The 22,817-nt window shown below is 74.6% G+C and carries 22 protein-coding genes and 2 pseudogenes; 8 read left to right on the top strand and 16 right to left on the bottom strand.

Annotated features, from left to right (window positions below; all coding sequences use genetic code 11):
* Positions 1 to 2: 2 nt before the first annotated feature.
* Positions 3 to 314 carry a hypothetical protein gene (locus CP977_RS21230; RefSeq protein WP_062752608.1) on the bottom strand — a complete coding sequence of 104 codons (312 nt, stop codon included), beginning with the start codon at positions 312 to 314 and terminating at the stop codon, positions 3 to 5.
* Between the two features lie 130 nt (positions 315 to 444).
* Between CP977_RS21230 and CP977_RS21225 the strand changes: the two genes are divergently transcribed.
* Complete coding sequence (locus tag CP977_RS21225; protein ID WP_062756916.1) at positions 445 to 1,281, top strand: DMT family protein; 837 nt, start codon at positions 445 to 447, stop codon at positions 1,279 to 1,281.
* Between the two features lie 35 nt (positions 1,282 to 1,316).
* The gene (locus tag CP977_RS21220; RefSeq protein WP_062752609.1) at positions 1,317 to 2,024 is read left to right on the top strand and encodes a hypothetical protein; all 708 of its coding nucleotides are present in this window, start codon (positions 1,317 to 1,319) and stop codon (positions 2,022 to 2,024) included.
* A gap of 54 nt (positions 2,025 to 2,078) precedes the next feature.
* Here the strand turns inward: CP977_RS21220 and CP977_RS21215 are convergent, their stop codons facing one another.
* Positions 2,079 to 2,330 (bottom strand): hypothetical protein, encoded by a 252-nt coding sequence (locus CP977_RS21215; protein WP_062752610.1) that lies wholly within the window; start codon positions 2,328 to 2,330, stop codon positions 2,079 to 2,081.
* 129 nt (positions 2,331 to 2,459) lie between these two features.
* Between CP977_RS21215 and CP977_RS21210 the strand changes: the two genes are divergently transcribed.
* Positions 2,460 to 3,197: a 3-keto-5-aminohexanoate cleavage protein gene (locus tag CP977_RS21210; RefSeq protein WP_152370653.1), complete on the top strand. Its 738-nt coding sequence runs from the start codon at positions 2,460 to 2,462 to the stop codon at positions 3,195 to 3,197.
* A 45-nt stretch (positions 3,198 to 3,242) separates the two neighbouring features.
* On the opposite strand, the pseudogene CP977_RS21205 reads toward CP977_RS21210, so the two are convergent.
* Both CP977_RS21205 and pdxR read right to left on the bottom strand, forming a co-directional pair.
* Positions 3,243 to 3,509, bottom strand: a pseudogene (locus tag CP977_RS21205) (dienelactone hydrolase family protein); the annotation flags it as partial.
* Between the two features lie 34 nt (positions 3,510 to 3,543).
* A complete protein-coding gene (pdxR, locus tag CP977_RS21200) occupies positions 3,544 to 4,944 on the bottom strand; it encodes a MocR-like pyridoxine biosynthesis transcription factor PdxR (RefSeq protein ID WP_152370652.1) in 1,401 nt (466 codons plus the stop codon).
* Positions 4,945 to 4,991: 47 nt separating this feature from the next.
* On the opposite strand from pdxR, the gene CP977_RS21195 reads away from it, so the two are divergent.
* Positions 4,992 to 5,489 carry a carboxymuconolactone decarboxylase family protein gene (locus CP977_RS21195; protein ID WP_152370651.1) on the top strand — a complete coding sequence of 166 codons (498 nt, stop codon included), beginning with the start codon at positions 4,992 to 4,994 and terminating at the stop codon, positions 5,487 to 5,489.
* Positions 5,490 to 5,498: 9 nt separating this feature from the next.
* Here the strand turns inward: CP977_RS21195 and CP977_RS21190 are convergent, their stop codons facing one another.
* From CP977_RS21190 to CP977_RS21160, 7 genes are all read right to left on the bottom strand, one after another.
* Positions 5,499 to 6,461 carry a serine/arginine repetitive matrix protein 2 gene (locus tag CP977_RS21190; protein WP_152370650.1) on the bottom strand — a complete coding sequence of 321 codons (963 nt, stop codon included), beginning with the start codon at positions 6,459 to 6,461 and terminating at the stop codon, positions 5,499 to 5,501.
* A 1-nt stretch (position 6,462) separates the two neighbouring features.
* Positions 6,463 to 6,846, bottom strand: coding sequence for a hypothetical protein (locus tag CP977_RS21185; RefSeq protein WP_062752622.1), 384 nt, complete (start codon positions 6,844 to 6,846; stop codon positions 6,463 to 6,465).
* Positions 6,839 to 8,629: a hypothetical protein gene (locus tag CP977_RS21180; protein WP_109185203.1), complete on the bottom strand. Its 1,791-nt coding sequence runs from the start codon at positions 8,627 to 8,629 to the stop codon at positions 6,839 to 6,841. The genes CP977_RS21185 and CP977_RS21180 overlap by 8 nt, the downstream gene beginning before the upstream one ends.
* A gap of 219 nt (positions 8,630 to 8,848) precedes the next feature.
* Positions 8,849 to 9,838, bottom strand: coding sequence for a malate dehydrogenase (locus CP977_RS21175; protein ID WP_062752624.1), 990 nt, complete (start codon positions 9,836 to 9,838; stop codon positions 8,849 to 8,851).
* A gap of 202 nt (positions 9,839 to 10,040) precedes the next feature.
* Positions 10,041 to 11,198 carry a helix-turn-helix domain-containing protein gene (locus tag CP977_RS21170; protein ID WP_152370649.1) on the bottom strand — a complete coding sequence of 386 codons (1,158 nt, stop codon included), beginning with the start codon at positions 11,196 to 11,198 and terminating at the stop codon, positions 10,041 to 10,043.
* 259 nt (positions 11,199 to 11,457) lie between these two features.
* Positions 11,458 to 11,865, bottom strand: coding sequence for a DUF3017 domain-containing protein (locus CP977_RS21165; protein WP_079131062.1), 408 nt, complete (start codon positions 11,863 to 11,865; stop codon positions 11,458 to 11,460).
* A gap of 22 nt (positions 11,866 to 11,887) precedes the next feature.
* Positions 11,888 to 12,748 (bottom strand): bifunctional methylenetetrahydrofolate dehydrogenase/methenyltetrahydrofolate cyclohydrolase, encoded by an 861-nt coding sequence (locus CP977_RS21160; protein WP_109185201.1) that lies wholly within the window; start codon positions 12,746 to 12,748, stop codon positions 11,888 to 11,890.
* A gap of 250 nt (positions 12,749 to 12,998) precedes the next feature.
* Here CP977_RS21160 and CP977_RS21155 point away from each other — a divergent pair, with 250 nt between their 5' ends.
* Positions 12,999 to 13,589, top strand: a complete 591-nt coding sequence (locus tag CP977_RS21155; protein WP_109185200.1) for a hypothetical protein — start codon at positions 12,999 to 13,001, stop codon at positions 13,587 to 13,589.
* Between the two features lie 70 nt (positions 13,590 to 13,659).
* Here CP977_RS21155 and CP977_RS21150 read toward each other — a convergent pair whose 3' ends face one another.
* The 3 genes from CP977_RS21150 to purN form a co-directional block, all read right to left on the bottom strand.
* Positions 13,660 to 15,168 carry a DUF2079 domain-containing protein gene (locus tag CP977_RS21150; RefSeq protein ID WP_152370648.1) on the bottom strand — a complete coding sequence of 503 codons (1,509 nt, stop codon included), beginning with the start codon at positions 15,166 to 15,168 and terminating at the stop codon, positions 13,660 to 13,662.
* A 140-nt stretch (positions 15,169 to 15,308) separates the two neighbouring features.
* Positions 15,309 to 16,874: a bifunctional phosphoribosylaminoimidazolecarboxamide formyltransferase/IMP cyclohydrolase gene (gene purH / locus CP977_RS21145; protein WP_062752631.1), complete on the bottom strand. Its 1,566-nt coding sequence runs from the start codon at positions 16,872 to 16,874 to the stop codon at positions 15,309 to 15,311.
* A complete protein-coding gene (gene purN, locus CP977_RS21140; RefSeq protein WP_062752633.1) occupies positions 16,849 to 17,478 on the bottom strand; it encodes a phosphoribosylglycinamide formyltransferase in 630 nt (209 codons plus the stop codon). The genes purH and purN overlap by 26 nt, the downstream gene beginning before the upstream one ends.
* 364 nt (positions 17,479 to 17,842) lie before the next feature.
* Between purN and CP977_RS21135 the strand changes: the two genes are divergently transcribed.
* Positions 17,843 to 18,613, top strand: a complete 771-nt coding sequence (locus CP977_RS21135) for a hypothetical protein (protein WP_152370647.1) — start codon at positions 17,843 to 17,845, stop codon at positions 18,611 to 18,613.
* A gap of 7 nt (positions 18,614 to 18,620) precedes the next feature.
* On the opposite strand, the gene CP977_RS34180 is transcribed toward CP977_RS21135, so the two are convergent.
* Entirely contained in the window at positions 18,621 to 20,195 is a 1,575-nt protein-coding gene (locus CP977_RS34180; protein ID WP_167308901.1) for a cell division protein PerM, read from the bottom strand.
* 119 nt (positions 20,196 to 20,314) lie between these two features.
* On the opposite strand from CP977_RS34180, the pseudogene CP977_RS35355 reads away from it, so the two are divergent.
* Together CP977_RS35355 and CP977_RS35350 are read left to right on the top strand one after the other, a co-directional pair.
* A pseudogene (locus CP977_RS35355) lies at positions 20,315 to 20,455 on the top strand (helix-turn-helix domain-containing protein); the annotation flags it as partial.
* A 489-nt stretch (positions 20,456 to 20,944) separates the two neighbouring features.
* A complete protein-coding gene (locus tag CP977_RS35350; protein WP_308433244.1) occupies positions 20,945 to 21,814 on the top strand; it encodes a sigma factor-like helix-turn-helix DNA-binding protein in 870 nt (289 codons plus the stop codon).
* 118 nt (positions 21,815 to 21,932) lie between these two features.
* On the opposite strand, the gene sucD is transcribed toward CP977_RS35350, so the two are convergent.
* The gene (gene sucD, locus CP977_RS21125; protein ID WP_062752639.1) at positions 21,933 to 22,817 is read right to left on the bottom strand and encodes a succinate--CoA ligase subunit alpha; all 885 of its coding nucleotides are present in this window, start codon (positions 22,815 to 22,817) and stop codon (positions 21,933 to 21,935) included.

The raw sequence follows: 22,817 nt of genomic DNA, 5'->3' as shown, positions 1-22,817 counted from the left end.
CCTCAGCCGCCGCCGGTGCGGGAGCAGCCGAAGCCGCCGCTGTCGACGGCGGTCTTGTTGAAGCTGCCGCCGCTCACCTTGTTGTCGCTGACGGAACCGCCGTAGTAGTAGGAGCCCCGGGGAGTGGCGACGGTGGTCCCGCTCCCGCTGGTGCCGCTGCCGCTGCTTTTGCCGTCGCACTCGTAACGGGGCAGCTGCTCCCGGGTCAGCGGGTCCACGCACCGCTTGTCCGGTTCGGAACCGCACGCCGTGATCGTCGCCGCCAGGACGCCCATCCCGCCGAGCACCACCGTGCTCGACCTCAGCCTCCGCATGCCTGTCATCCTCCCCCTTCGCGGTCGCGATCCTCGCGGCCGCGCACCCCACGGTCACACATGCCGCGACCGCCAGTCTAGGCCGGTGCTTTCCGGTCGCAGGACCTAGAGTCATTTCGTGCTCCTCGGGATGATTTGTGCGTTTGCTTCAGCCATCTGCTACGGCACGGCCTCCGTCCTCCAGGCGGTGGCGGCCCGCGCTTCGGAGCCGGGCACGGGCGGCGGGGTGGACGTCGCGCTGCTGTGGCGGGCGGTGCGGCAGTGGCGCTATCTCGCCGGTCTCTGCCTGGACGGGCTGGGGTTCGTCCTCCAGGTCGTGGCCCTGCGGACGCTGCCCGTCTACGTGGTGGGCGCGGCCCTCGCGGCGAGCCTGGCGGTGACGGCGGTGGTCGCCTCGCGGGTGCTGCGGGTGCGGCTGAGCCGGGTGGAGCGGACGGCGGTGGCGGTGGTCTGCGCGGGGCTCGCGATGCTGGCCCTCGCCTCGGGCAGGGAGGGCCACCGGACGGGCCCGGCGGCCCTGGACTGGGCGCTCCTGGCCGTCGTGGGCGGGATCCTGCTGCTCGGCGCGGCGGCCGGCCGGCTGCCGGAGCGCCCGCGCGCGCTCGTCCTCGGCCTGGGCGCGGGCTTCGGCTTCGGGGTGGTGGAGGTCGCGGTCCGCCTGCTCGACGGGGTGGACCTGACGGACCCGGCCCTGTACGCCCTGCTGACGGGCGGCGGGGCGGCGTTCCTGCTCCTGACGTCGGCGCTCCAGCGGGGCTCGGTGACTACGGCGACGGCGGGGATGGTGCTCGGCGAGACGATCGGCCCGGCGGCGGTCGGGGTGGCCTGGCTCGGGGACACCACCCGCCCGGGCCTCGGCTGGCTCGCGGTCACCGGCTTCGCGGTGGCGGTGGCGGGGTCCTTGACGCTGGCGCGGTTCGGGGAGGCGCCGGAGCCGGGGGCGGGGCGCTCGCATCAGCCCGGGTAGCCGGACGGGGAGCGGCCGCGTGCGAGGATCCGACCGTGCTGGAGCAGATCGAAGCGGTGGACTGGGGCGCGGTGCCGGGCCCTCCCGGATGGTACGAGCCGGACCGCGTCGCCCCCGGCCTGCGGATCCTCACCGAGGCGTCGAGCCTGGTGCGGGCGGCGGAGGCCGGGGCGCTGCTCGGCTGCGGCGGGATCGTCCACGACCACAGCGGCTCGGTGTTCCCGGCGGCCGCGATCGCCGCCCCGCTGCTCCTGGACATCGCCCGGCGGGGCCGTCCGGCGGCGAGGGACACCGCGCTCGGGCTGCTCGACGAGGCCCTGCGGTTCCGCCCGCACGCCGGGTACGAGCGGGTGGCGGCACCCGACGGCACCGCGACGCGGCTCTGCTGCGCCCTCGCCCACCATCTGCGCGCCCACGCCGACTTCCTCACCGGCCTGGGCGGGAGGGGCAGGTCGCTGCCGGCCGACGCGGCCGCGCACTGGCGCTTCGAGATCCGCGAGCGCGTCGCCGACGGCGACGGCACGGTGGCCTTCGGCGTCCTGGCCGGCCGCTTCCCCGAGGGCGCGCGGCCGGCGGAGCTGCACCACGACGGGGACGTCACCGTACTGAACGGCCTCACCCTGGAGTACCCGCCCGAGGACGCCTCCCCCGAGGCGTGCCTGCGGATACCCGCCCGACACCCGGACGAACTGCCGCCGGGGGCGGTCCTGTTCCGGGCGGAGTGCGGGGACGGGGTGCGCTGACGGACTCCGGCGCGCCGGGGATGTGCGGGCACGGCCCCCCTCAGGCCCGCGGCCTCAATCCGCCACGCACGGATCGGACTCCGACCCGGACCCCGGCTCAGCCTCGGCGGCGAAGTCGGCGGGCCGTCCGTCGGTGCCGGGAAGCGCCGACGGATCGCAGGGAGCGGGCGTCGTAACGGATTCCCAGACGAGGGGAGGCCCCGGCCGGGTGCTGCCTTCGAGCATCTCGGTGGCGACGGCACCGGCGACGCCGAGCAGCACCGCCCCCACCACCAGCCACCGCCCGACACGGCTCACCGCCACCACTCCGCATCCTTCGCACGACGCCTCCCGGCCGAACGCCCGTACACCGTAGCCCCGTACGGCGTCAGCGCCCACTTCTCCGGGCCGCACGCCCCGTGGAGGGCGCCGACGGTGTCTGGCAGAGTTCGACGCATGCTGCAGGTGTGCCTGAACGGAGTGCGGAGTCGGGACGAGGGCCGTCACATCCCGGTGAGTCCGGCCGAGTTGGCGGCCGAGGCGGTACGGGCGGTGGAGGCCGGGGCGGAGGACGTGCACCTCCACCCCCGAGGGGCCGACGGCCGCGACTCGCTGGGGCCCGGGGCGGTCGGCGAGGCGGTGGGCGCGGTGCGGGCCGCCGTACCGGAGGGGGTACGGGTCGGGGTCACCACCGGGGCCTGGGCGGCGCCGGACCCGCAGGAGCGGGTCGGGCTGATCCGGTCCTGGACGGTGCTGCCCGACCACGCCTCGGTGAACTGGCACGAGGAGGGCGCCGAGGCGGTGGCGGACGCGCTGCTGGAGCGTGGGATCGGCGTCGAGGCCGGCGTCTGGTCGGGCACCGACGGCGCCCGCCGGTTCCGCGCCTGGCCGTCGGCCCACCGGGTGCTGCGGGTCCTGGCCGAGGTGACCGACACCGACCCGACCACGGCGACGGCCACCGCCACGGCCCTGCTGCGGGAACTGGGCGACGACCCCCCGGCACCCCTGCTGCTGCACGGCGAGGACGGCGGCGCCTGGCCCGTACTGCACGCGGCGACCACCCTGGGCCTGGCCACCAGGATCGGCCTGGAGGACACCCTGACCCTGCCGGACGGCTCCCCCGCGACGGACAACGCCCACCTCGTACGGGCGGCCCGGGAAGTCCTCACCGAACACCGCACCCGACGGCCTTGAGCCCGTGCGGACCGGACCGGATCACTCCGTCACGGGCAGGCACTCGGCGAGCAGGTCGACGCCGTCGCGCCCGAGTTCCAGCGCGATCGCGTCCCCGGTCCCGTAGCCGATGGCGGCGATCCGGTCGGGTTCGATCCGCGGTTCGGCGCGCAGCACGTCGAGCGCCGCGTGGCCGATGCCCCGCATCCGGTCGGGGTCGGCGAGCAGCGGCAGGCAACGGGCCAGCATCTCCTCGGGGTCGCTCACACGGCGTCCGCCGTGGAGGTCGAAGGCCAGCGCGACGTACCCCAGTTCGGTGTGGGCGTCGGACCGGAGTTCACCGTCGGCGGAGCAGCGCGGGCGCGCCTCACGGCAGCACCCCGCACAGCGCCTCCAGCGCGCCCGGCCACGCGCTGTCCGACGGGGTGGCGTAGCCGACGACGAGGGCGTCCGGGGACGGGGCCGCGGTGGGGCGGCGGTAGTGGGAGACGCCCTGGACGGCGAGGCCGTGGCGGGCGGCGGCCCGCAGGGTCGGGCGTTCGGTGCCCGGGGGGAGGGTCAGGACGGCGTGCAGGCCCGCCGCGATGCCGCCGACCCGGGTCGCCGGCGCGTGCGCGGCCACCGCCGCCACGAGCTGGTCGCGCCGTCGCCGGTAGCGCAGCCGCATCGCCCGTACGTGACGGTCGTACGCCCCCGAGCGCAGGAACTCCGCGAACGCCAGCTGGTCCGGCGCGCTCGACGCCCCGTGCACGGTGCCCTTCGCCGCCGCCACCTCGTCCGCCAGGCCCTCCGGCAGGACCGCCCAGGCCAGGCGCAGGCCGGGGGCGAGGGACTTGCTCGCGGTGCCGAGGTACACGACCCGCTCCGGGTCGAGGCCCTGGAGCGCCCCCACCGGCTGCCGGTCGTAGCGGAACTCCCCGTCGTAGTCGTCCTCCAGGACCAGGCCGCCCGAGGCCCGCGCCCAGTCCACGACGGCCGCCCGCCGGTCCGGGGGCAGCGCCCCGCCGAGCGGGAACTGGTGCGCCGCCGTCATGAGGACCGCCCCGCAGCCCGCGAGGGACGGCAACTCCTCGACCCTCGTGCCCCGTTCGTCCAGGAGTAGGGCCGGGGTGTCCAGGCCCGCGCGGGCCAGCACGTCGGCGTGCAGCCCCAGGCCGTACGGCTCCACGGCCGCGGCCCGCACCCCCCGGTCCCGCAGCACCTGCCCGAGCAGCGTCAGGCCGTGCGCGAACCCCGCGCAGACCACGATCCGTTCGGGCCGGGCGTGCACGCCCCGCGCGCGGGCCAGGTACTCGGCGAGCGCGGCGCGCAGTTCGGGGCGGCCGCGCGGGTCCCCGTACCCGAAGGCCTCGTCGGGGGCGGTGGTGAGCGCCCGCCGGTACGCCTTGAGCCAGTCGGCGCGGGGGAAGGCCGCGAGGTCGGGGGTGCCCGCCTTGAGGTTGTGGACGGGGGTGGCCGTGGCCGGAGGGGTGGGGGCCCGGTGGCGCGGCCGGTCCCGGGGCTCCGCCCGGCGGGCCACCCGGGTGCCGGAGCCCTGCCGGGCGGTCAGCCAGCCCTCGGCGACCAGCTCGGCGTACGCGTCGGCCACCGTGTTGCGGGCCGTGCCGAGGTCGGCGGCGAGCGAGCGGGAGGACGGCAGCCGGGTACCCGCCTCCAGGCGCCCGCTGCGCACCGCCTCCCGCAGGGCGTCCATGAGCCCCGCGCGCAGGCGCGTCCCGCGGAGTTCCAGATGGAGGTCGGCCCCGAAAGTGGCCCAGTCGTTCGGCATGGAAATGGACCATACCCCTGCGCCAACCGGCTCCTACGGTGGACGCCATGACCAGTACGCACACCACCGTCGAGCGCGCCCACGAGCACGCGCCCCGGATGCCCTTCGCCGAGCGGGTCCCCGAGTTCTACCGGGCGATGGTCCGCCTGGAGACGGCCGCCGCCAAGGACGTCGACCCCGCCCTCTACCACCTGATCAAGATCCGGGCCTCGCAGATCAACCACTGCGCGTTCTGCGTCGACATGCACACCAAGGACGCCCTCGCGGAGGGCGAGAGCGTCGAGCGGATCGTGCAGCTCTCCGCCTGGGAGGAGTCCCGGCACTTCTACACCGAGCGGGAGCTCGCGGCGCTCGCCCTGACCGAGGCCGTCACCGTCCTCACGGACGGCTTCGTGCCCGACGAGGTGTACGCGCTCGCCGCCGCGCACTTCGAGGAGACCGAACTGGCCCGGGTGATCGCCGCGATCGTCACCATCAACGCCTGGAACCGGATCGGCGTCACCACCCGGATGACGCCCGGCCACTACAAGCCGGGCGCCCCGTAGGCCCCCGGGTCAGTACGGGCCCGGTTCGAAGAACTCCAGGGCCACCCGGAGCACTTCGCGCTGCTTCGGCCAGTCCTCCTCCGGGCCCGCCGCCAGGATCGCGTAGTGGTTGCCGTCCGGCGCCGTGAACGCCCGGTCGACCACCTTGCGGCGGCCCCCGTCGCGGTCGTACGCGTACACCAGCTCGACGGTGTCGGCCGGGGCGTCCGGCTCGCCGGTGATCCGTTCGAGGCTGATCTCCTCGTACCCGGGCTTGGTGGCCTTTCCGTCCCGCGAGGTGCCGCGCAGGGCCTCGTACGGCGTCAGGCCGTCCTCGGTGACCACGAAGACCTGGAGGAGGCTCCGGCCGTCCGGGGCGTTGTAGAAGACGCCCTGGTCGGTCTCGGTGCGGTGCCAGTCCTCGGGGATCGCGATCGTGAAGCTCTTGAGGTCCTTCACCGCCCGGTAGCCGGGCGGGGGCACGTCGTCCGAGGGGGTCGCGGAGGTGGTGGGCGTCGGGGTCGGGGCGTCGGGGGGCGTCTCCGTCGTCTCCGGCGTCCCCTCCGGGGCCGACACCGAACCCGGCGGGGCCGCCGCCGGGTTCTTCCCGTCGCCGTCCCCGCCCCAGAGCAGCCAGCCGCCGACGGAGCCCGCCGCCAGGACGGCCGCGGCCACCCCGGCCGCGACCGCCGTCCGCGCGGGGGGCCTGGACGGCGGGGGCGGGGGCGGCGCGTACTGCCATTCGCCGGTCTCCGGTACGTACTGGGGGCCGTGTCCCGGGTCGTACCCCGGGCTGTGTCCCGGGCCCGGGACGTACTCCGGTGCGGTCGGCGGCGGGGGTGGTGGCAGTGGCGGGAGGAGCGGGCCGGGCCCGCCGGCGGGGCCGGACCCGCCGATGGGGCCGGGCCCGGATGCCGGAGCGATCGTCTCCCAGCTCTGCGTCTCGTCGTTCCAGCGGGCCCCGCCGCCCCCGCCTCCCCCGTACCCGCTCATCTCACCCTCCGAGGAGGGCGCCGACGGCCTGCCCCACGGCCACGCCCGAGGCGAGGATGCCGGTCACGGCGCCCGCGTCCGCGAGGGCGCGGCGGAGGCGGGTGAGGCGGCCGGTGTCCGCGCGGCCGGTGCCCTCGATCTCGTCCTCGGCGTCGGAGAGTTCGGCGTCGAGGGCGGCCGTCTGCTCGGAGGGGACGACACCTTCCAGGTCGGCGCGCAGGCGGCGGATCGCCCGGAGCAGTTCCTCCTGGAGGGGGTCGCGGGCGGGCCCGCTCCCGTTCACGGTGTTGGTGACGGTGTTGTGGTCGCCGATGGTGACGTTGCCTCCGGTGTTGGAGACCTGGATGCCGTCGCGGCGGGGGGTGTTGTCGTCGGTGTCAGCCACGGGTGCCTCCGGGCGTCGAGGTGGTGAAGGACTTGTTGGTGACGGTGTTGTTGTTGCCGAGGGTGACGTTGCCCCTGGTGTTCTCGATGAACGTGCCGCCCTCGGCGACGTGGACGATCTTCTGCTCGAACTCGGCGGTCTCGTAACCGGCTTCGCGGAGCGCGACCGTCACGCCGTTCGCGACCCGGTCCTGGATGCTCTTGAGGTAGCGGCTGACGTCCATCTCCTGGAACAGGGAGGCCTCGTCGTCGGAGCCGAGCTCGCGGACCGAGACCTCGGGCCCCTCGGGCAGGGCGTGGGCGTGGCCCGCGGTGAGCAGCCGCCAGGCGTGGCCGAGCGCGCGCCAGAGGGTGACGAGGGCGTGCCCGGCGGAGCGCGGGGTCTGCCCGAGGGCCCAGACGGCCTTGCCGAAGCGGTGGTTGTGCCGGTAGCGGTGGGCGATCCGGTCGGCGTACCGGTAGAGCGGCTTCACCGGCCGCAGGACGTGCGGGGCGACCTCCAGCATCAGCATGCCGCCCTGCGTGTGGACGCGGACGAAGACGGTGGTGACGATCTCCTCGCCCCAGCCGCCGACCCGGATGCGCAGGAAGTGGCGGCGGGTCTCGCCGCCCTCCTCGATGGAGCCCGAGCGGTGCGCCTCGAAGCCCTCCGGGGTGTACGGGGCGGCGGTGCGGGCCGGGAGGCCGTCGACGGGCAGGAAGACCACCTCGTCGATCTCCAGGTCGCGCAGCCGGTCCCGTACGGCCGCCTGGATCTGCGGCGAGCCGTGCGGGGAGGGCACGCGCAGCGCCTCCACGAGCGGGACGACGTGCCGCATGATGGCGCTGTTGTCGAGCGGTTCGGGCGCCTTGCCGTCGAGGTTCTTGCGGGGGCGCAGCTCGATGGAGAGCGACCAGGGCTCGTACGGTTCGCCCGCGCCGCAGAACGGGTCGTCGGCGCCGTACATCACCAGACGCGCGTGCTGCTCGATCCGGATGCGGTCGCGCAGGCGGCGGGAGCGGGCGCCCTCGGCCTGCTCGGCCGGGTCGGCGCGCTGGTCGGGGAAGCGCTCCCTGGAGAGCTCCTGGGTGAGCGCGCGGGCGAACTGGCCGCGCTGGACGGCCACCGCCCAGGCCACGAGCAGCGGCACGGCGACGGTGATCCACGCCTCCAGCCGGCCGACGCCCCACATCTCCTCGGCGGCGAGCAGGGACAGGGCACCGCCGAGGAACTCGCCCGCCTCGGAGAGGTCGCCGAGGAGCTCCCAGCGGTCCTCCTCGTCGCCGAGGGCGAGGAAGAGAAGGAGGAGGGCGCCCTGGAGGAGCATGAGCCGTCCGTACCAGCGCAGGAAGAAGGCCGGGACGAGGCGGTACACGGGGGTGGCGGCGGTGGTGGCCCGGCCGCGGATCCAGCGGGCGATCCCGAGGATCAGGAAGGGCGCGACGAGGAGGACGACGAGGCCCTTGGTGAGCGGGAACGCGACGATCCAGAGGGCCAGGATGCCGGCGGCCCAGCCGAGTTCGACGCGGCGGGCTCGCAGCGCGTGGGCGAGGACGCGGCTCGCGTCGTAGCCGAGGGAGGGGGCGGCGAAGCGCTCCTCGTGGACGTACAGCTGGTCGATGACCGCGTCGCGGAAACCGTCGTCGAGGTACGCGCCGGCGCAGAGCAGCCGGGTCGCCTCGCTGGTGGCCGGGTGGGCGCCCGGCGGCCGGGTGCCGTGCGGCGGTGTGCCGGGGGGCGGTGTGCCGTGCGGCGGGGTGCTGGGTGGTTCTCCGGGCTGCTGGGGTACGAACGACTGCGCCAAGGCTCCCCCGATGGTGTGGAACTGTCCTTCGCTCCCGAAGAGTTGACCGGGAGCCGGTGGCACAGCATAGGCGAGGGGGGAGCTCCCCGCCGGTGGAAAAACGGCGGGGAGGGCGGCGGCGCGGAAGGCGGCAGGGAGGGCGGCGCGGAAAAGGCGGCGCCCCCGGTCCGTACGGGCGTCGTACGGACCGGGGGCGCCGGAGGTGCGGGGGGAGCCGGCTCAGATGAGGCCGAGCTCGCGGACCGCGTCGCGCTCCTCGGCGAGCTCCTGCACGGAGGCGTCGATGCGGGCGCGGGAGAAGTCGTTGATCTCCAGGCCCTGGACGATCTCGTACTTGCCGTCCTTGGTGGTGACGGGGAAGGAGGAGATGAGGCCCTCGGGGACGCCGTAGGAGCCGTCCGACGGGACGCCCATGGAGGTCCAGTCGCCCTCGGCGGTGCCGTTGACCCAGGTGTGGACGTGGTCGATGGCGGCGTTCGCGGCGGAGGCGGCGGAGGACGCGCCACGGGCCTCGATGATCGCGGCGCCGCGCTTGGCGACGGTCGGGATGAAGGTGTCGGCCAGCCACGCCTCGTCGGCGACGACCTCGGCGGCGTTCTTGCCGGCGATCTCCGCGTGGAAGATGTCCGGGTACTGGGTCGCGGAGTGGTTGCCCCAGATGGTGAGGCGCTTGATGTCCTCGACGGAGGCGCCGGTCTTGGCCGCGAGCTGCGACAGCGCGCGGTTGTGGTCCAGGCGGGTCATCGCGGTGAAGCGCTCGGCCGGGACGTCCGGGGCGGCGGCCTGGGCGATCAGGGCGTTGGTGTTGGCCGGGTTGCCGACGACGAGGACCTTGATGTCGTCCGCGGCGTGGTCGTTGATGGCCTTGCCCTGCGGCTTGAAGATGCCGCCGTTGGCCGCGAGCAGGTCGCCGCGCTCCATGCCCTTGGTACGGGGGCGGGCGCCGACGAGCAGCGCGACGTTGGCGCCCTCGAAGCCCTGGTTCGGGTCGTCGAAGATGTCGATGCCCTTGAGCAGCGGGAACGCGCAGTCGTCGAGCTCCATGGCGGTGCCCTCGGCGGCCTTGACGCCCTGCGGGATCTCGAGGAGGCGCAGCTTGACCGGCACGTCCGCGCCGAGCAGGTGGCCGGAGGCGATGCGGAAGAGCAGCGCGTAGCCGATCTGGCCGGCCGCGCCGGTCACGGTGACATTCACGGGAGTGCGGGTCATGGCGATCTCCGTAAGACAGCTGGCGGTGGGGGTCCCTGCCCCTGGTGCGGGATACCCCTCTTGATCGATCGGTGTCTCGACGTGAAGAGATATCCAGCGGTCAGGCTATCCGACCCGGGCCCTCCTGAATCCCCACCCCCTTGTGGTCCGGCTCACTGCCACCCGTCCGCGCGGGCCGTGCTCCCTGCCCTCCGTGCGGGCCCTACCGTCCCGCCGTGCAGGCCCTGGTGCCGTCCGCGAGGGTGCCGCAGGCGCGCGCGGCCGCCCGCGGCGTGACGGCCAGCATCGGGGTGTACGCGTCGGTCTCCGCCGCCGCCGTGTCGGCGCCCTCCGGGACGGTGGCGCGTTCGGTCGCGCCCGCGACCTCGACGGAGACGGTGTCGCCGGGGGCGGCGCCGGTGATCCGGGCCCAGGAGGCCGAACAGGTGGCGCTGTGGCGGACCTCGACGCCGGCGGTGCCGACGCGGACGCGGGCGACGGTGACGGCGAGGGGGCCGCCGCACCCCATGGCCTCGGGGTCCCGCCCGGCGCACTCGGCCCCGGAGCACTTCACCCCCGCGGGGAGTTCGGGACGGGACGTGGGGCTCGGGGCGGGGGTGGTGGGCGGCGCGGACGCGCGCCCGTCCGCGCCGCCGTCCGCCCCGTCGCCGCCGCCCAGGTCGACGAGGAGCAGGGCGGCGGTGACGACGAGCAGGGCGCCGAGGATGCCGGCGACGTAGAGGAGGAGGGGGGTTTTACGGGGGGAGGGGGCGGGAGCGGGGGCTCCGCCGGGAGAAGGGGCGGGGGCCGGGACTTGGGCCCGGTCCCGGTCCCGGGGCGGGGCCGGGTGCGGGTCCGGGGATCCGGCCGGTTCCGGACCCGGGCCCGGGGCCAGGACGGAGTCCGGGACCGAGCCCGGGGCCTTCGCCGGGCGCTCCGGGTCGAGGCGCCGGATCTGCATGGTGCTGTCGTTGCCGGGCTCGTCGGGGAGGCCGGAGCGGTCGTGGCCGCCGGGGGCATCGGGCCGTTCGGGATCGCCGGACAGGCCGGGCCGTTCGGAACCGCCGGACAGGCCGGGCCGTTCGGAACCGGGACCAGCGCCCTCGGGTCCACCGGTCGCGAAGCGCCCCCTCGCCCGCTCCCACCGCCCCACGAGGTCCGTCGGTTCCGCGCCCGTCACCTCCGCGAGGGCGGTCACCGCGCCCCTCGGCATCGGCTGGCGCGCGTTCAGGTACGCGTACCAGGAGGCCCGTTCGCGCCCGGTGCGTTCGGCGACGGCCGCCACGCCGAGGCCGCTGCGGTCGATCAGGCGCCGGATCAGTTCCGTGAACGCGCGTACCTCCGGGTCGAGTTCCTCCGGAAGCGCCTTCCAGCCAGGCATGTGCGGCCCCCTCGTCCCTGCTCTCGTCCCCTGTCCCGTCCGTCACGTCGAAGGATGGCAGCTCCGGGAGCGGCGTGGGCCCCCGCGCCGGGACGACGTACCGGAATGGTCACTTCCGTGCCACAGCGCACCGACGGACCTTGAACCGGCGTTGGCACGTACATGACCCTTGATCACGACGGCGCCCGCCCTCCCACGGGGGAGAGGGCGGGCGCCGCACCCGTCACAAGGGGCTCAAGAGGCTCACATCACAAGGGGCTCACGTCACCGTCAGGTGGAGGATGTCCTCCAGGAACGGGATCCGCAGCCAGGGCTCCGGCTGCACCATGAGCGCGAGCAGCACGATCAGGCCGCCCATCACCCCGTACGTGATCATGTCCGTGAAGCGGGACCGGACCGCCAGCATGCCCACGGACGACACCGTCCGCCGCATCACGGCGCCGAGCAGGAGCGCGGCCCCGACCAGGAGCGTCCCCACGCGGAAGGCGTGCGGGAACGCGTCCGTGCCCACCACGAGCAGCCCGGCCCCGGCCACGGAGAGGACCGTGAGCAGCGGCCACTGGCGCGCGGGCGCCGGGGCGGCGCCGGGCGCCGCGCGCCCGCCGCCCTCGGGGCGCGCGGTGTCGGTGGTGACGGTGGGCGGCCGTCTGCGCGGTCCGCGTCGCATCAGGGAGCTCCCGGGGGTCACGTCAGAGCGCCGCGGCCGCGCGCTCGGCGGCCTCGACGACGTTGACGAGGAGCTGGGCGCGGGTCATCGGGCCCACGCCGCCCGGGTTCGGGGAGATCCAGCCGGCGACCTCGGCGACGCCCGGGTGCACGTCGCCGACGATCTTCCCCTCGGCGTTGCGCGAGACGCCGACGTCGAGGACGGCCGCGCCCGGCTTCACGTCCTCGGGCTTGATCAGGTGCGGGACACCGGCCGCCGCGACGATGATGTCGGCGTTCCGCAGGTGCGCCGCGAGGTCCCGGGTGCCGGTGTGGCACTGGGTCACGGTGGCGTTCTCGGAGCGGCGGGTGAGCAGCAGGGGCATCGAGCGCCCGATGGTGACGCCGCGCCCGACGACCACGACCTCGGCGCCGTTGATCTCGACGCCGTGGCGGCGCAGCAGGGTGATGACGCCGTTGGGGGTGCAGGGCAGCGGGGCGGGCTCGTTGAGCACCAGGCGGCCGAGGTTGGTCGGGTGCAGTCCGTCCGCGTCCTTCTCCGGGTCCATGAGCTCCAGGACGCGGTTCTCGTCGATGCCCTTGGGCAGCGGGAGCTGCACGATGTAGCCCGTGCAGGCCGGGTCCTCGTTGAGTTCCCGTACGACCGCCTCGATCTCCTCCTGGGTGGCGGTGGCCGGCAGCGTGCGCTGGATGGAGGCGATGCCGACCTCCGCGCAGTCGCGGTGCTTCCCGGCCACGTACTTCTGGCTGGCCGGGTCGTCGCCGACGAGGAGGGTGCCGAGGCCGGGCGTGACGCCCTTCTCCCCGAGGGCCGCCACACGGGCGGTCAGATCGGACTTGATCGCGGCTGCGGTGGCCTTGCCATCGAGAATCTGGGCGCTCATGGAGCCATCTTCCCGGATGCCCCCCGCCTTCTTCCAATTCGCCCGTACGGAGGGGCTCCGGCCGCGGAACGGAAGGTTGCACTTGCACAACTCCACGACGTATCGACTGGACAAAAAGTTGCCCTTGCGACGACGATGATCCGCGAAGTACCGCGGAAAGTGCCGGGGGGAAATCCGCTCAGATGCCGTGAAGGTCCTCCGCGCGGGCCGCGTCGTCCCCGCACAGAGAAATTCACGGAGGAACCCCGCGATGAGCTTCGGCGAACCGAACAACCCCTACGGCCAGCCCCAGGGACAGGGACAGCAGCCCGGTTACGGCTACCCGCAGCAGACCCCGCAGGGCGTCCCGCAGCAGGGCTACGGCTACCCGGCGGCCCCGCCGGTCTCGCCGTACGGCGGCGGCTACCCGGGCGCGACCATGGAGATGCCCGGCGGTGTGAAGGCCGCGCGCGTGATGCTGTGGATCCTGAGCGCCTTCAACCTGCTCGGCGGCCTCGTGGTGATCGGCATGTCCTTCGCCCTCGACAGCGAGCTGGAGAAGTCGGGCGCGAACTCCGCCGACGCCCAGATGCTCGCCGACATGGGCCAGGGCATCCTGATCGTCGCGGGCGTCGTCTCGCTCGTCTTCGCCGTCTTCGGCATGGTGCTGGCCGCCAAGTTCAAGTCGGGCGGAAGCGGCGTCCGCATCGGCTCCATCGTCTGGGCCTCGATCGGCGCGCTGTTCAGCCTCTTCTCGCTGCCCCTCGGCATCGTGAGCCTCGTCCTCGCCATCCTGATCATCGTCTTCGTGGCGAAGTCGGACGGCGCGGCCTGGTTCAACCGCAACAAGCAGCAGTACTGATCCGCATACGGACGGCGGGGGCCCGGTTCCTTCAGGAACCGGGCCCCCGCCGTCCGTCGTGCGCCGTGCGTCACCGCCGCTTCAGGACCGCGAATCCGTCCGAGCGGTGCGTGAGCTCGTACCGGGCCCGCGGATGCAGTTGCGAAGCCAGCAGCTCCGGGTCCGAGGCGTGCTGCGACCAGCCGCGCAGGTCGTAGACCAGGTAGTCGGGATCGACGTCCTGGGAGGTCCCGGCCCAGTAGACCCGGTGGTCCGCCGTGAGGTGGGCGAGGAGCGAGACGTCCGTCTCCACGCTCGCCCCCTCCGGGACCGCCGCCAGCGCCGCCCGCGCCTGCGCGACCCGCGCGTCCGCCCGGTACGTCTCAGGCTTCGTCAGCTCCCGCAGCGGCAGGTGCGCGGCGAGCGCGAGGGCGACCGCCGTCGCCACCGGGACGACGACCCTCCCGTACGAGACGAGCCAGGCACGCGGCGAGGTGCGCACCGCGCGGGCGCCGTCCACGAGGGCCAGGAAGACGACCGGCATGAGGATCGCGCTGTAGTGCCAGAGCATGCCCCAGTGGTTGGGGTCCTGGGAGAGGAAGCGCCAGCCCAGGGTCGGCAGGACGAGCAGGACCAGCGGGGAGCGCAGGGCGAGGAAGCCGGTGATCGCGAGCAGGTGGAAGACCATCTCCCAGCGGTCGCCGGAGGCGAGGGCGTCGCCGACGATCTGCCCGAAGGAGGTGTCGGCCCCCTCGCCGGTCTTCTCGATCTTGGACCAGTAGTCGTACTGGCCGAGGCTGCTCGCCGCCGGGATCAGGACGAGGACCGTGAGGGCGAAGGCGGCGACGCCGAAGGCGGCCAGGGCGGCGCCGAGCCGCCGGCTCCCCTTGAGGAAGAGGACCGCGCCGACCATGGCGACGGTGAGCCCCATGTCCTCCTTGACCAGGATCAGCGGGATCGCCCAGGAGGCGGCCAGGGACCAGCGGCCGAGGATCAGGGCCCGGCAGGTCAGGGCGAGCAGCGGGACGGCGAAGGCGATCTCGTGGAAGTCGGACTTCACCGCCTCCTGGAGCCCCCAGGAGAGCCCGTACGCGATCGCGAGCCCGAGGCCGGCGGCCCGGCTGCCGAGCACCTGCTGCGCGGTGCGGCCGACGACGACGGACGAGGCGGCGAAGAGCGCGGCCTGCGCGAAGAGCAGGGCGACCGGCGAGGGCCAGATCCAGTACAGCGGCGCGAGCAGGGCGGTGACCGGGCTGAAGTGGTCCCCGAGGATCGGGAAGCCGGGCCCCTTTATGTCCACGATCGGGGCCCGGAACTCGGCGTACGCGCGGACGGACTGCCCGAAGATCCCGAGGTCCCAGGAGGGGGTCCGGAAGTGCGCGTACTGCACCCAGGAGTAGAGGAAGTAGAGCGCGCAGAGGACGCCCGCGACGATCAGGTACGGGCGGAGGGGGGCGGGCGCGAGACCGGCCGGCGCCCCGGTGCCAGCGGCGTCCGGGGCCCCCGAGGCCTCCGGGGCGCTCGCCGGGGCGGGAATGCCGACGGCGGGGGCATCGGCTCCGACGGCCTCCTCGGGGGACTTGTTCCCTACGTCCAACATCACGCCCTCATTACCGGCGGTCGACAGAAGAGCAATCCATTAGAACAGAGACCACCCGATCGACTGATCCGCCGACACGACGTGGACGGCCCGCCGCCCCGGGGAGGGACGGCGGGCCGTTCGCGTCACGCGGACACGGGTCAGTGGAAGAAGTGGCGGGTGCCCGTGAAGTACATCGTCACGCCGGCCTTGGCCGCCGCCTCGACGACCAGCTCGTCGCGGACCGAGCCGCCGGGCTGCACGACCGCCTTCACGCCGGCCGCGGTGAGGATCTCCAGGCCGTCGGGGAAGGGGAAGAAGGCGTCGGAGGCGGCGTACGAGCCGCGCGCCCGCTCCTCGCCCGCCCGCTCGACGGCCAGCTTCGCGGAGTCGACGCGGTTGACCTGGCCCATGCCGACGCCGACCGAGGCGCCGTCCTTGGCGAGCAGGATCGCGTTGGACTTGACCGCGCGGCAGGCCTTCCAGGCGAAGGACAGCTCGGCCAGCTCCCCGTCGGAGAGGGCGTCGCCGGTGGCGAGGGTCCAGTTCGCCGGGTCGTCGCCGTCGGCCTGGAGGCGGTCGGTGACCTGGAGGAGGGCGCCGCCGTCGATGGGCTTGACCTCGACCGGGTTGGCCGGGGCGCCCTCGGCGCGCAGCACGCGGATGTTCTTCTTCCTGGCCAGGACCTCGACCGCGCCGTCCTCGTAGGCCGGGGCGACGATGACCTCGGTGAAGATCTCCGCGACCTGCTCGGCCAGCTCGACCGTCACCGGGCGGTTGACGGCGATGACGCCGCCGAACGCGGACAGCGGGTCGCAGGCGTGCGCCTTGCGGTGGGCCTCGGCGACGTCGGCGCCGATCGCGATGCCGCACGGGTTGGCGTGCTTGATGATCGCGACGCAGGGCTCGTCGTGGTCGTACGCGGCCCGGCGCGCGGCGTCGGTGTCCGTGTAGTTGTTGTACGACATCTCCTTGCCGTGCAGCTGCTCGGCCTCGGCCAGGCCGCCCGTGCCGTCCACGTAGAGCGCGGCGCCCTGGTGCGGGTTCTCGCCGTACCGCAGGACGTTGTTCCGCTCGTACGTGGCGCCCAGGAAGCCCGGGAAGCCGCTGTCGTCCGCCGCCGCGTAGTCGTCGGCGAACCAGGAGGCGACGGCCACGTCGTACGCGGCGGTGTGCCGGAAGGCCTCGCCCGCGAGGCGCTTGCGGGCGGTCAGGTCGAAGCCGCCGGACCGGACGGCGGCGAGCACGTCGCCGTACCGCTCCGGGCTGGTGACGATGGCCACGGACGGGTGGTTCTTCGCGGCGGCGCGGACCATGGACGGGCCGCCGATGTCGATCTGCTCGACGCACTCGTCCGGGGTGGCGCCGGAGGCGACCGTCTCGCGGAACGGGTAGAGGTTCACGACGACCAGGTCGAACGGCTCCACGCCCAGCTCGGCGAGCTGCTCGCGGTGCGACTCCAGGCGCAGGTCGGCGAGGATGCCGGCGTGCACGCGCGGGTGGAGGGTCTTGACGCGCCCGTCCAGGCACTCGGGGAAGCCGGTCAGCTCCTCGACCTTGGTGACGGGAACGCCCGCCGCGGCGATCTTCCCGGCGGTGGAGCCGGTGGAGACGAGCTCGACACCGGCCTCGTGCAGGCCGCGGGCCAGGTCTTCGAGCCCCGTCTTGTCGTAGACGCTGACCAGCGCGCGGCGGATGGGCTTAACGGTGTCCGTGTTCACCGACATGAACCTTTCGTCCCTCAATGCGGTAGCCGTGCCGGGCGAGACGCCCCACGACGTCGACGAGCAGCGAGCGCTCGACTTCCTTGATGCGCTCGTGCAGAGCGGCTTCATCGTCCGTCTCCCGCACCTCGACCACGCCCTGGGCGATGATCGGGCCGGTGTCGACGCCGTCGTCGACGAAGTGGACGGTGCACCCGGTGACCTTCGCGCCGTACGCGAGGGCGTCGCGCACCCCGTGGGCACCGGGAAAACTGGGCAGCAGGGCCGGGTGGGTGTTGACGACCCGGCCGTCGAAGCGGGCGAGGAACTCCTTGCCGACGATCTTCATGAAGCCGGCCGAGACGACGAGGTCGGGCTCGTGCGCGGCGGTGGCCTCCGTCAGGGCGCGGTCCCACTCCTCGCGGCTCGCGTGGTCCTTCACCCGGCACACGAAGGTCGGCAGCCCGGCGCGCTCGGCGCGCTCCAGACCGGCGATCCCGTCGCGGTCGGCGCCGACGGCCACGATCTCGGCGCCGTACCCGTCGGGGTCGGCGGCGACGGCGTCGAGGAGGGCCTGCAGATTGGTACCGGAACCGGAGACCAGGACGACGAGGCGGGCGGCAGCCACTGGGTCACTCTTTCCGTGGTGTTTGTGCGGTCGTACGAACGAATCGTGTCGCTCGATACGGGGAACCCTACGAATGGCTCGACCGTCAGCAACGATACCGGCACACCGGACGGCCCCCACGGGACGGGGGCGGAGCAGGGCGGTAGCGTCAGGCCCTGGGCCGGACGCGCGCCGGACCGGTCGGGGGCCGGGCGCCGCGGACGGGAAACAGTGCCGGTCGGTGCCGGGCAGCACGCAAGCAGTACGCAAAGCACGCAGACCGTGCGCAAGCGGTACGCAGGCAGTACGAGACAGCAGTCGAGACACACAGCGGAGACCACGGGTGCGGCCGTGGTCGAGACGACAGAGGGAAGACGTTCAGCAGATGCCGGAACGCCAGTCCACGGACGACAACAACCCGTTCGCGCCGCCGCCCGAGGGCCGGCCGGACCAGCCGTGGCAGCCGCGGCGACCGGAGGGCTCGGACGGCGACGCGTCCGGACCCCCCGACCCGTCGGGGCCGTCCGGCCCGTCCGACGGGCGCTGGAGCCCGCGCCAGCCGGGCCCCTCCGGGGACGGCTTCGGCCGCGGACCCGAGCGCCAGGGCGGCCAGGGTGGCCAGGGCGGGTCCGGGCAGGGCGGGTCCGGGCGCGGCCCGGGGCTCCGCTGGGACCCGACGGACCCGGCGCAGCGGCGGGCGCGGTACGCGATCCTCGCCGGCATGTGGGGCTTCTTCTTCGCGCTCTTCGAGCTCCCGGAGCTGGCGCTGCTCCTCGGCGCCCTCGGCCTCTACTGGGCGATCAGCTCGCTGCGCGCCAAGCCGAAGCGGGACGAGCGGCAGGCGGCGGACGGGGCCTCCGGGGTGTCGCCGACGTCACAGTCGGCGTCCCAGCCCTCGGGACGGGCCCCCGGCCAGGCTCCGGGGCAGGGCGCCTCCCCGGCGGCCGCCCCGCTGCGGGCGATGCGGACGGCCGCGATCAGCGGTCTGGTCGCGTCGAGCGTGGCCCTGGCGATCGTGGCGGGCGGCTTCACCATGCAGATCGTCTACCGCGACTTCTACGAGTGCCGCGACGACGCCCTCACCCACGCGGGCCGGCTGTCCTGCAACGACCTCCTGCCGAAGCCGCTGCGGGCGGGCTTCGGGGTACGGGAGTAGACGGGCCCTACGCGGTGCCGGGGCCCTCGGAGTCCTGCTCCGGCTCCGGCTCCGGTTTCGCGGTGGGCTCCCAGGCCGCCGGGAGGAAGTCGTACGGCTCGTAGCCGGTGTCGCCGAAGGGGTCCCCGTACAGGTCGTCGTACGGATCGCCGTCGTACGGGTCGGTGCCGGGCTCCGGGGTTCCCTGAGCCGCACCGGACCGCCGGCCCCGGAGCCGGAAGCGGTTCCGGGCCCGGCCGCGATCCCGGTCCCGGAGCCGTACCCACTTCAGGGAGGGCATCCGGGAGGGCTTCCCGCCGGTGGCGGCGCCCTCCCCCGTCTCCGTCTCCGTCTCCACCTCCGCTTCCGTGGGGTCCGGGGCGGTCGGGACGGGGGCCGGTGCGTGTTTCGGTCGCGGGGAGCGGCGGCCCCAGGCCCGTACCCCCAGCGCCGTCGGAACGCCCGCGCAGACCGTCCACAGCGCCGCCGCCGCGCCCGCCTGCCACCACACCGGGCCGAACGCGGACAGCCGGCCGGAGCCCAGCGGGCCGCCCGCCGCGCCCGCGAGGGCGGTGAAGGCCGCCGCGCACGCCCCGGCCGCGCCCAGGGCCGTCAGTACCGTGTCCCGGACGGTCCAGGTCCGCGCCGAGCGGCCCACCCGGTGCCCCAGGAGCACGGCCGCGACCAGCGGGACCGCCGCGGCCGACCAGTGGAGCCAGGTGCCGCGCCCCTCGGCGGGCACCGCCGCCAGGAGCGGGAAGGGCGGTACGGCCGGGTCCCCGGCGAGGCCCAGCGGGGTCGCGAGGGCGCCCGTACCGAGGGCGAAGCCGGGCCCGAGGCCGTACGCGGCCCCCCACACGGCGGCGTTCGGCAGCAGCGCCAGGACGAGCAACAGGACCGCGGCCCGGCCCGACCACTCCCCCGCCAGGCCCAGGAACAGGTCCTGCGCCCGGTCCGCGCGCAGGACCAGCGGGACCGCCGCGACCGTCGCGCCGCCGACGAGCAGCGTCACCAGGCCGAACCCCGCCGCGCGCGGGAGGACCGCCCACCGGGGCCCGGGGAACGGGCGGCCGAGCGCCGTCCAGGCCCCGGCCGCCGCCGCGCCGGTGACGACGGCGGGCGGCCAGAGTCCGGCCGTGACCAGGTCGGCGGGCAGCGGTCCGCTCTCGCTGTAGAGCACGACCGCCGCCGTGACCAGCAGGTATCCCCCGGCCACCGCGCCGATCGCGCCGCTCGGGGAGGGGCGCGGCCGGTTCCGGCCGCCGGCGCCCGGATCGAGGGTGTCGCGAGCGGCCCGGTGGACGAGCCAGACGGGCAGGGCGGCGAGGAGGAGCGGGACGACGCCGAGGGGCGCGGGCACGTCGGAGAGGGTGTCCGTACGGAGCAGGTCCACGCCGTGGGCGAGCAGCCAGAGCCCGGCGACGGCGTGCAGGACGTCGTGGGGGCCGCCGTCGGGGAACGGGGAGCTGATCCAGGCCGCGATCGCCAGGACCGCGAGGGCGCCGAGGCCCAGTCCGGCGGCGACCCCGCCCCGGACGCAGGCGGCGGCGAGCGCGGCGGAGCGGCCGCCCTGGACCAGGGGATGCTCGGTCACGTGGGTCACGGGGCCATGCTCCCAACGACACGCGCTTTCGCCGCGTAACAGGCAAACATCCGTTGTGTCGCCCAAGATACGTTTATGTACTTTTCCGCCCAGAGAAGCTCTGCGGGAGGTCGACGCCCATGAGCCGGAGCACCGCGGATTCCACCCCCTCCGCCACCCTGCCGACCCCCAAGGAGCGGCGCCGGTTGCGCGAGGCCCTCGCCCTGAGCGAGGAGCAGGTCGCCGAGACCTTGGGCGTCACGAAAGCCACGGTCAAGGCGTGGGAGAACGGACGCTCGGCGCCCCGGGGCCGCAAGCGCGAGGCGTACGCGAGGCTGCTCCTCGGCCCGGCCCCCACCGGAGAGACCGGAACACGGCGCCCCGCCCCCGGAACGGAAGCGACGCCCGGGCCGACCACGGCCCCGGGGACGGAAACGGCCCCCGGGGCGGAAGCGGCGCCCGAGACGGAAGCGGCGCCTGGGACGAAAGCGGCCTCCGGCCCGGGAGCGACCCCTGGTCCGGGGACGACTACCGGCTCGGGGACGCCCACCGGCCCGGGAGCGGTCGCCGGGGCGGGAGGCGGGTCCGTTTCAGGAGCGGTTTCAGGAACGGCCTCCGGGCCGGGAGCCGTGCCCGGCCCGGAAACGGGTGTCGGAACCGCCGGGGTCACTCCTTCGGCCCCCTCCTCCCCCGATTCCTCCCGGCGCCCCGCCGGGGACGCCGGGCCGACCCGGGTGCTTCCCCCCGTGCCCGCCGGTGACGGGGTCTCCATGCCGGCGGAGCGCCTGAAACCGGAGGTCTCCGCGTCGGGGGAGGCGGAGTCCGCCGCGCCTGGCCTCACCCCCGAGGAGGCGTTCGACGCGCTCTACGCGCAGGCCGCGCCCGACCTCGTCCACCAGACGTTCCTGCTCACCGGCCGCCGGGCGCTCTCCCGGGAGGCCGTCGAGCGCGCCTTCCAGCAGGCCTGGCAGCGCTGGCCCGAGGTCGCGGTCGACGCGGACCCGGTGGGCTGGGTGCGGGCGGCGGCGTACGAGTACGCCCTCTCCCCCTGGCACCGGCTGCGCCGCGCCCACAAGCACCCCGACGCCCCGCCGGCCGAGGCGGGCAGGCGGGGGCAGGAGCTGCTCTCCGCGCTGCTCGAACTGCCGCCGCCGTACCGCCGCACCGTGCTGCTCTACGACGGCCTCGGCCTCGACCTGCCGGACACGGCGGCCGAGACGGAGGCGAGCACCCCCGCCGCCGCCAACCGGCTGCTGCACGCGCGCACGGTCCTCGGACGGAAGGACCCCGACCTCACCGAGCCCGAGGAACTGCACCGGCGGCTGAACGCGCTGGTCGCGGAGGAGCCGGTGGCGGACCTTCCGGCGGCCCACGCGGTCCGGACCGGCAGCGAGCACCGGACCCGCACCTGGACGCGGGCGGTGGTCGGCGTGACGGCGGTCCTCATCGCGATGACCGGTTTCACGGCGGTGACCGCGCCGACCCGGTACGTCCCGGTGAACGCGCCCGGCGAGACGGTCAACGGGGTGCCGGTGCGCGGCGGCCCGGAGAAGCTCAGGCCCGAGGACGTGGAGCTCCGCGACCAGCTGCGCTCCGAACCGAACCCGGGGCCCGAGCGGCTGATCCCGGTGGCCGGGTAGCCCCCGTCCCCGTCCCGTACGGGAGCGGGCGCCGTCCCGTACGTACGCGAGTGGGCCCCGCCCCCGCCCGGTTTCCCGGGAGGGGGCGGGGCCCACTCGCTGTGCGGATGCGGCGGCGTCAGCCCGCGAGGATCGCGCGCGCCAGCTTGGCCGTCTCGGTCGGGGTCTTGCCGACCTTGACGCCCGCGGCCTCCAGGGCCTCCTTCTTCGCCTGGGCGGTGCCGGAGGAGCCGGAGACGATGGCGCCGGCGTGGCCCATGGTCTTGCCCTCGGGCGCGGTGAAGCCCGCGACGTAGCCGACGACCGGCTTGGTGACGTTGGCCTTGATGAAGTCGGCCGCACGCTCCTCGGCGTCGCCGCCGATCTCGCCGATCATCACGATCAGGTCGGTCTCCGGGTCGGCCTCGAAGGCCGCCAGGGCGTCGATGTGCGTGGTGCCGATGACCGGGTCGCCACCGATGCCGACGGCGGACGAGAAGCCGATGTCACGGAGCTCGTACATCATCTGGTACGTCAGCGTGCCGGACTTCGAGACCAGGCCGATGCGGCCCGGCTTCGTGATGTCGCCCGGGATGATGCCGGCGTTGGACTGGCCCGGGGTGATGAGACCGGGGCAGTTCGGGCCGATGAGGCGGGTCTTGTTGCCCTTCTCCACGGCGTACGCGTAGAACGCGGCGGAGTCGTGGACGGCGATGCCCTCGGTGATGACGACCGCGAGGGGGATCTCGGCGTCGATGGCCTCGACGACGGCGGCCTTCGCGAAGGCCGGCGGCACGAAGAGGACCGAGACGTCGGCGCCGGTCTCCTTCATGGCCTCGGCGACGGTGCCGAAGACCGGGACCTCGGTGCCGTCGAAGTCGACCTTGGTGCCGGCCTTGCGCGGGTTCACGCCGCCGACGATGTTGGTGCCGTCACCCAGCATGAGCTTGGTGTGCTTCATGCCCGTGGCACCGGTCATGCCCTGGACGATGACCTTGCTGTCCTTGTTGAGGAAGATAGCCAT

This window comes from Streptomyces cinereoruber (genome assembly GCF_009299385.1).
In the GTDB taxonomy this organism is placed as follows: Bacteria; Actinomycetota; Actinomycetes; order Streptomycetales; family Streptomycetaceae; genus Streptomyces; species Streptomyces bikiniensis.
This window is presented reverse-complemented; position numbering and strand designations above follow the sequence as displayed.

Bases quoted from the DNA above. Each gene is read 5' to 3' on its own strand.
- CP977_RS21230 (WP_062752608.1), bottom strand. From the start codon at position 314: ATGCGGAGGCTGAGGTCGAGCACGGTGGTGCTCGGCGGGATGGGCGTC.
- CP977_RS21225 (WP_062756916.1), top strand. From the start codon at position 445: ATGATTTGTGCGTTTGCTTCAGCCATCTGCTACGGCACGGCCTCCGTC.
- CP977_RS21210 (WP_152370653.1), top strand. From the start codon at position 2,460: ATGCTGCAGGTGTGCCTGAACGGAGTGCGGAGTCGGGACGAGGGCCGT.
- pdxR (WP_152370652.1), bottom strand. From the start codon at position 4,944: ATGCCGAACGACTGGGCCACTTTCGGGGCCGACCTCCATCTGGAACTC.
- CP977_RS21195 (WP_152370651.1), top strand. From the start codon at position 4,992: ATGACCAGTACGCACACCACCGTCGAGCGCGCCCACGAGCACGCGCCC.
- CP977_RS21190 (WP_152370650.1), bottom strand. From the start codon at position 6,461: ATGAGCGGGTACGGGGGAGGCGGGGGCGGCGGGGCCCGCTGGAACGAC.
- CP977_RS21175 (WP_062752624.1), bottom strand. From the start codon at position 9,838: ATGACCCGCACTCCCGTGAATGTCACCGTGACCGGCGCGGCCGGCCAG.
- CP977_RS21170 (WP_152370649.1), bottom strand. From the start codon at position 11,198: ATGCCTGGCTGGAAGGCGCTTCCGGAGGAACTCGACCCGGAGGTACGC.
- CP977_RS21165 (WP_079131062.1), bottom strand. From the start codon at position 11,865: ATGCGACGCGGACCGCGCAGACGGCCGCCCACCGTCACCACCGACACC.
- CP977_RS21160 (WP_109185201.1), bottom strand. From the start codon at position 12,748: ATGAGCGCCCAGATTCTCGATGGCAAGGCCACCGCAGCCGCGATCAAG.
- CP977_RS21155 (WP_109185200.1), top strand. From the start codon at position 12,999: ATGAGCTTCGGCGAACCGAACAACCCCTACGGCCAGCCCCAGGGACAG.
- CP977_RS21150 (WP_152370648.1), bottom strand. From the start codon at position 15,168: ATGTTGGACGTAGGGAACAAGTCCCCCGAGGAGGCCGTCGGAGCCGAT.
- purH (WP_062752631.1), bottom strand. From the start codon at position 16,874: ATGTCGGTGAACACGGACACCGTTAAGCCCATCCGCCGCGCGCTGGTC.
- CP977_RS21135 (WP_152370647.1), top strand. From the start codon at position 17,843: ATGCCGGAACGCCAGTCCACGGACGACAACAACCCGTTCGCGCCGCCG.
- CP977_RS35350 (WP_308433244.1), top strand. From the start codon at position 20,945: ATGCCGGCGGAGCGCCTGAAACCGGAGGTCTCCGCGTCGGGGGAGGCG.
- sucD (WP_062752639.1), bottom strand. From the start codon at position 22,817: ATGGCTATCTTCCTCAACAAGGACAGCAAGGTCATCGTCCAGGGCATG.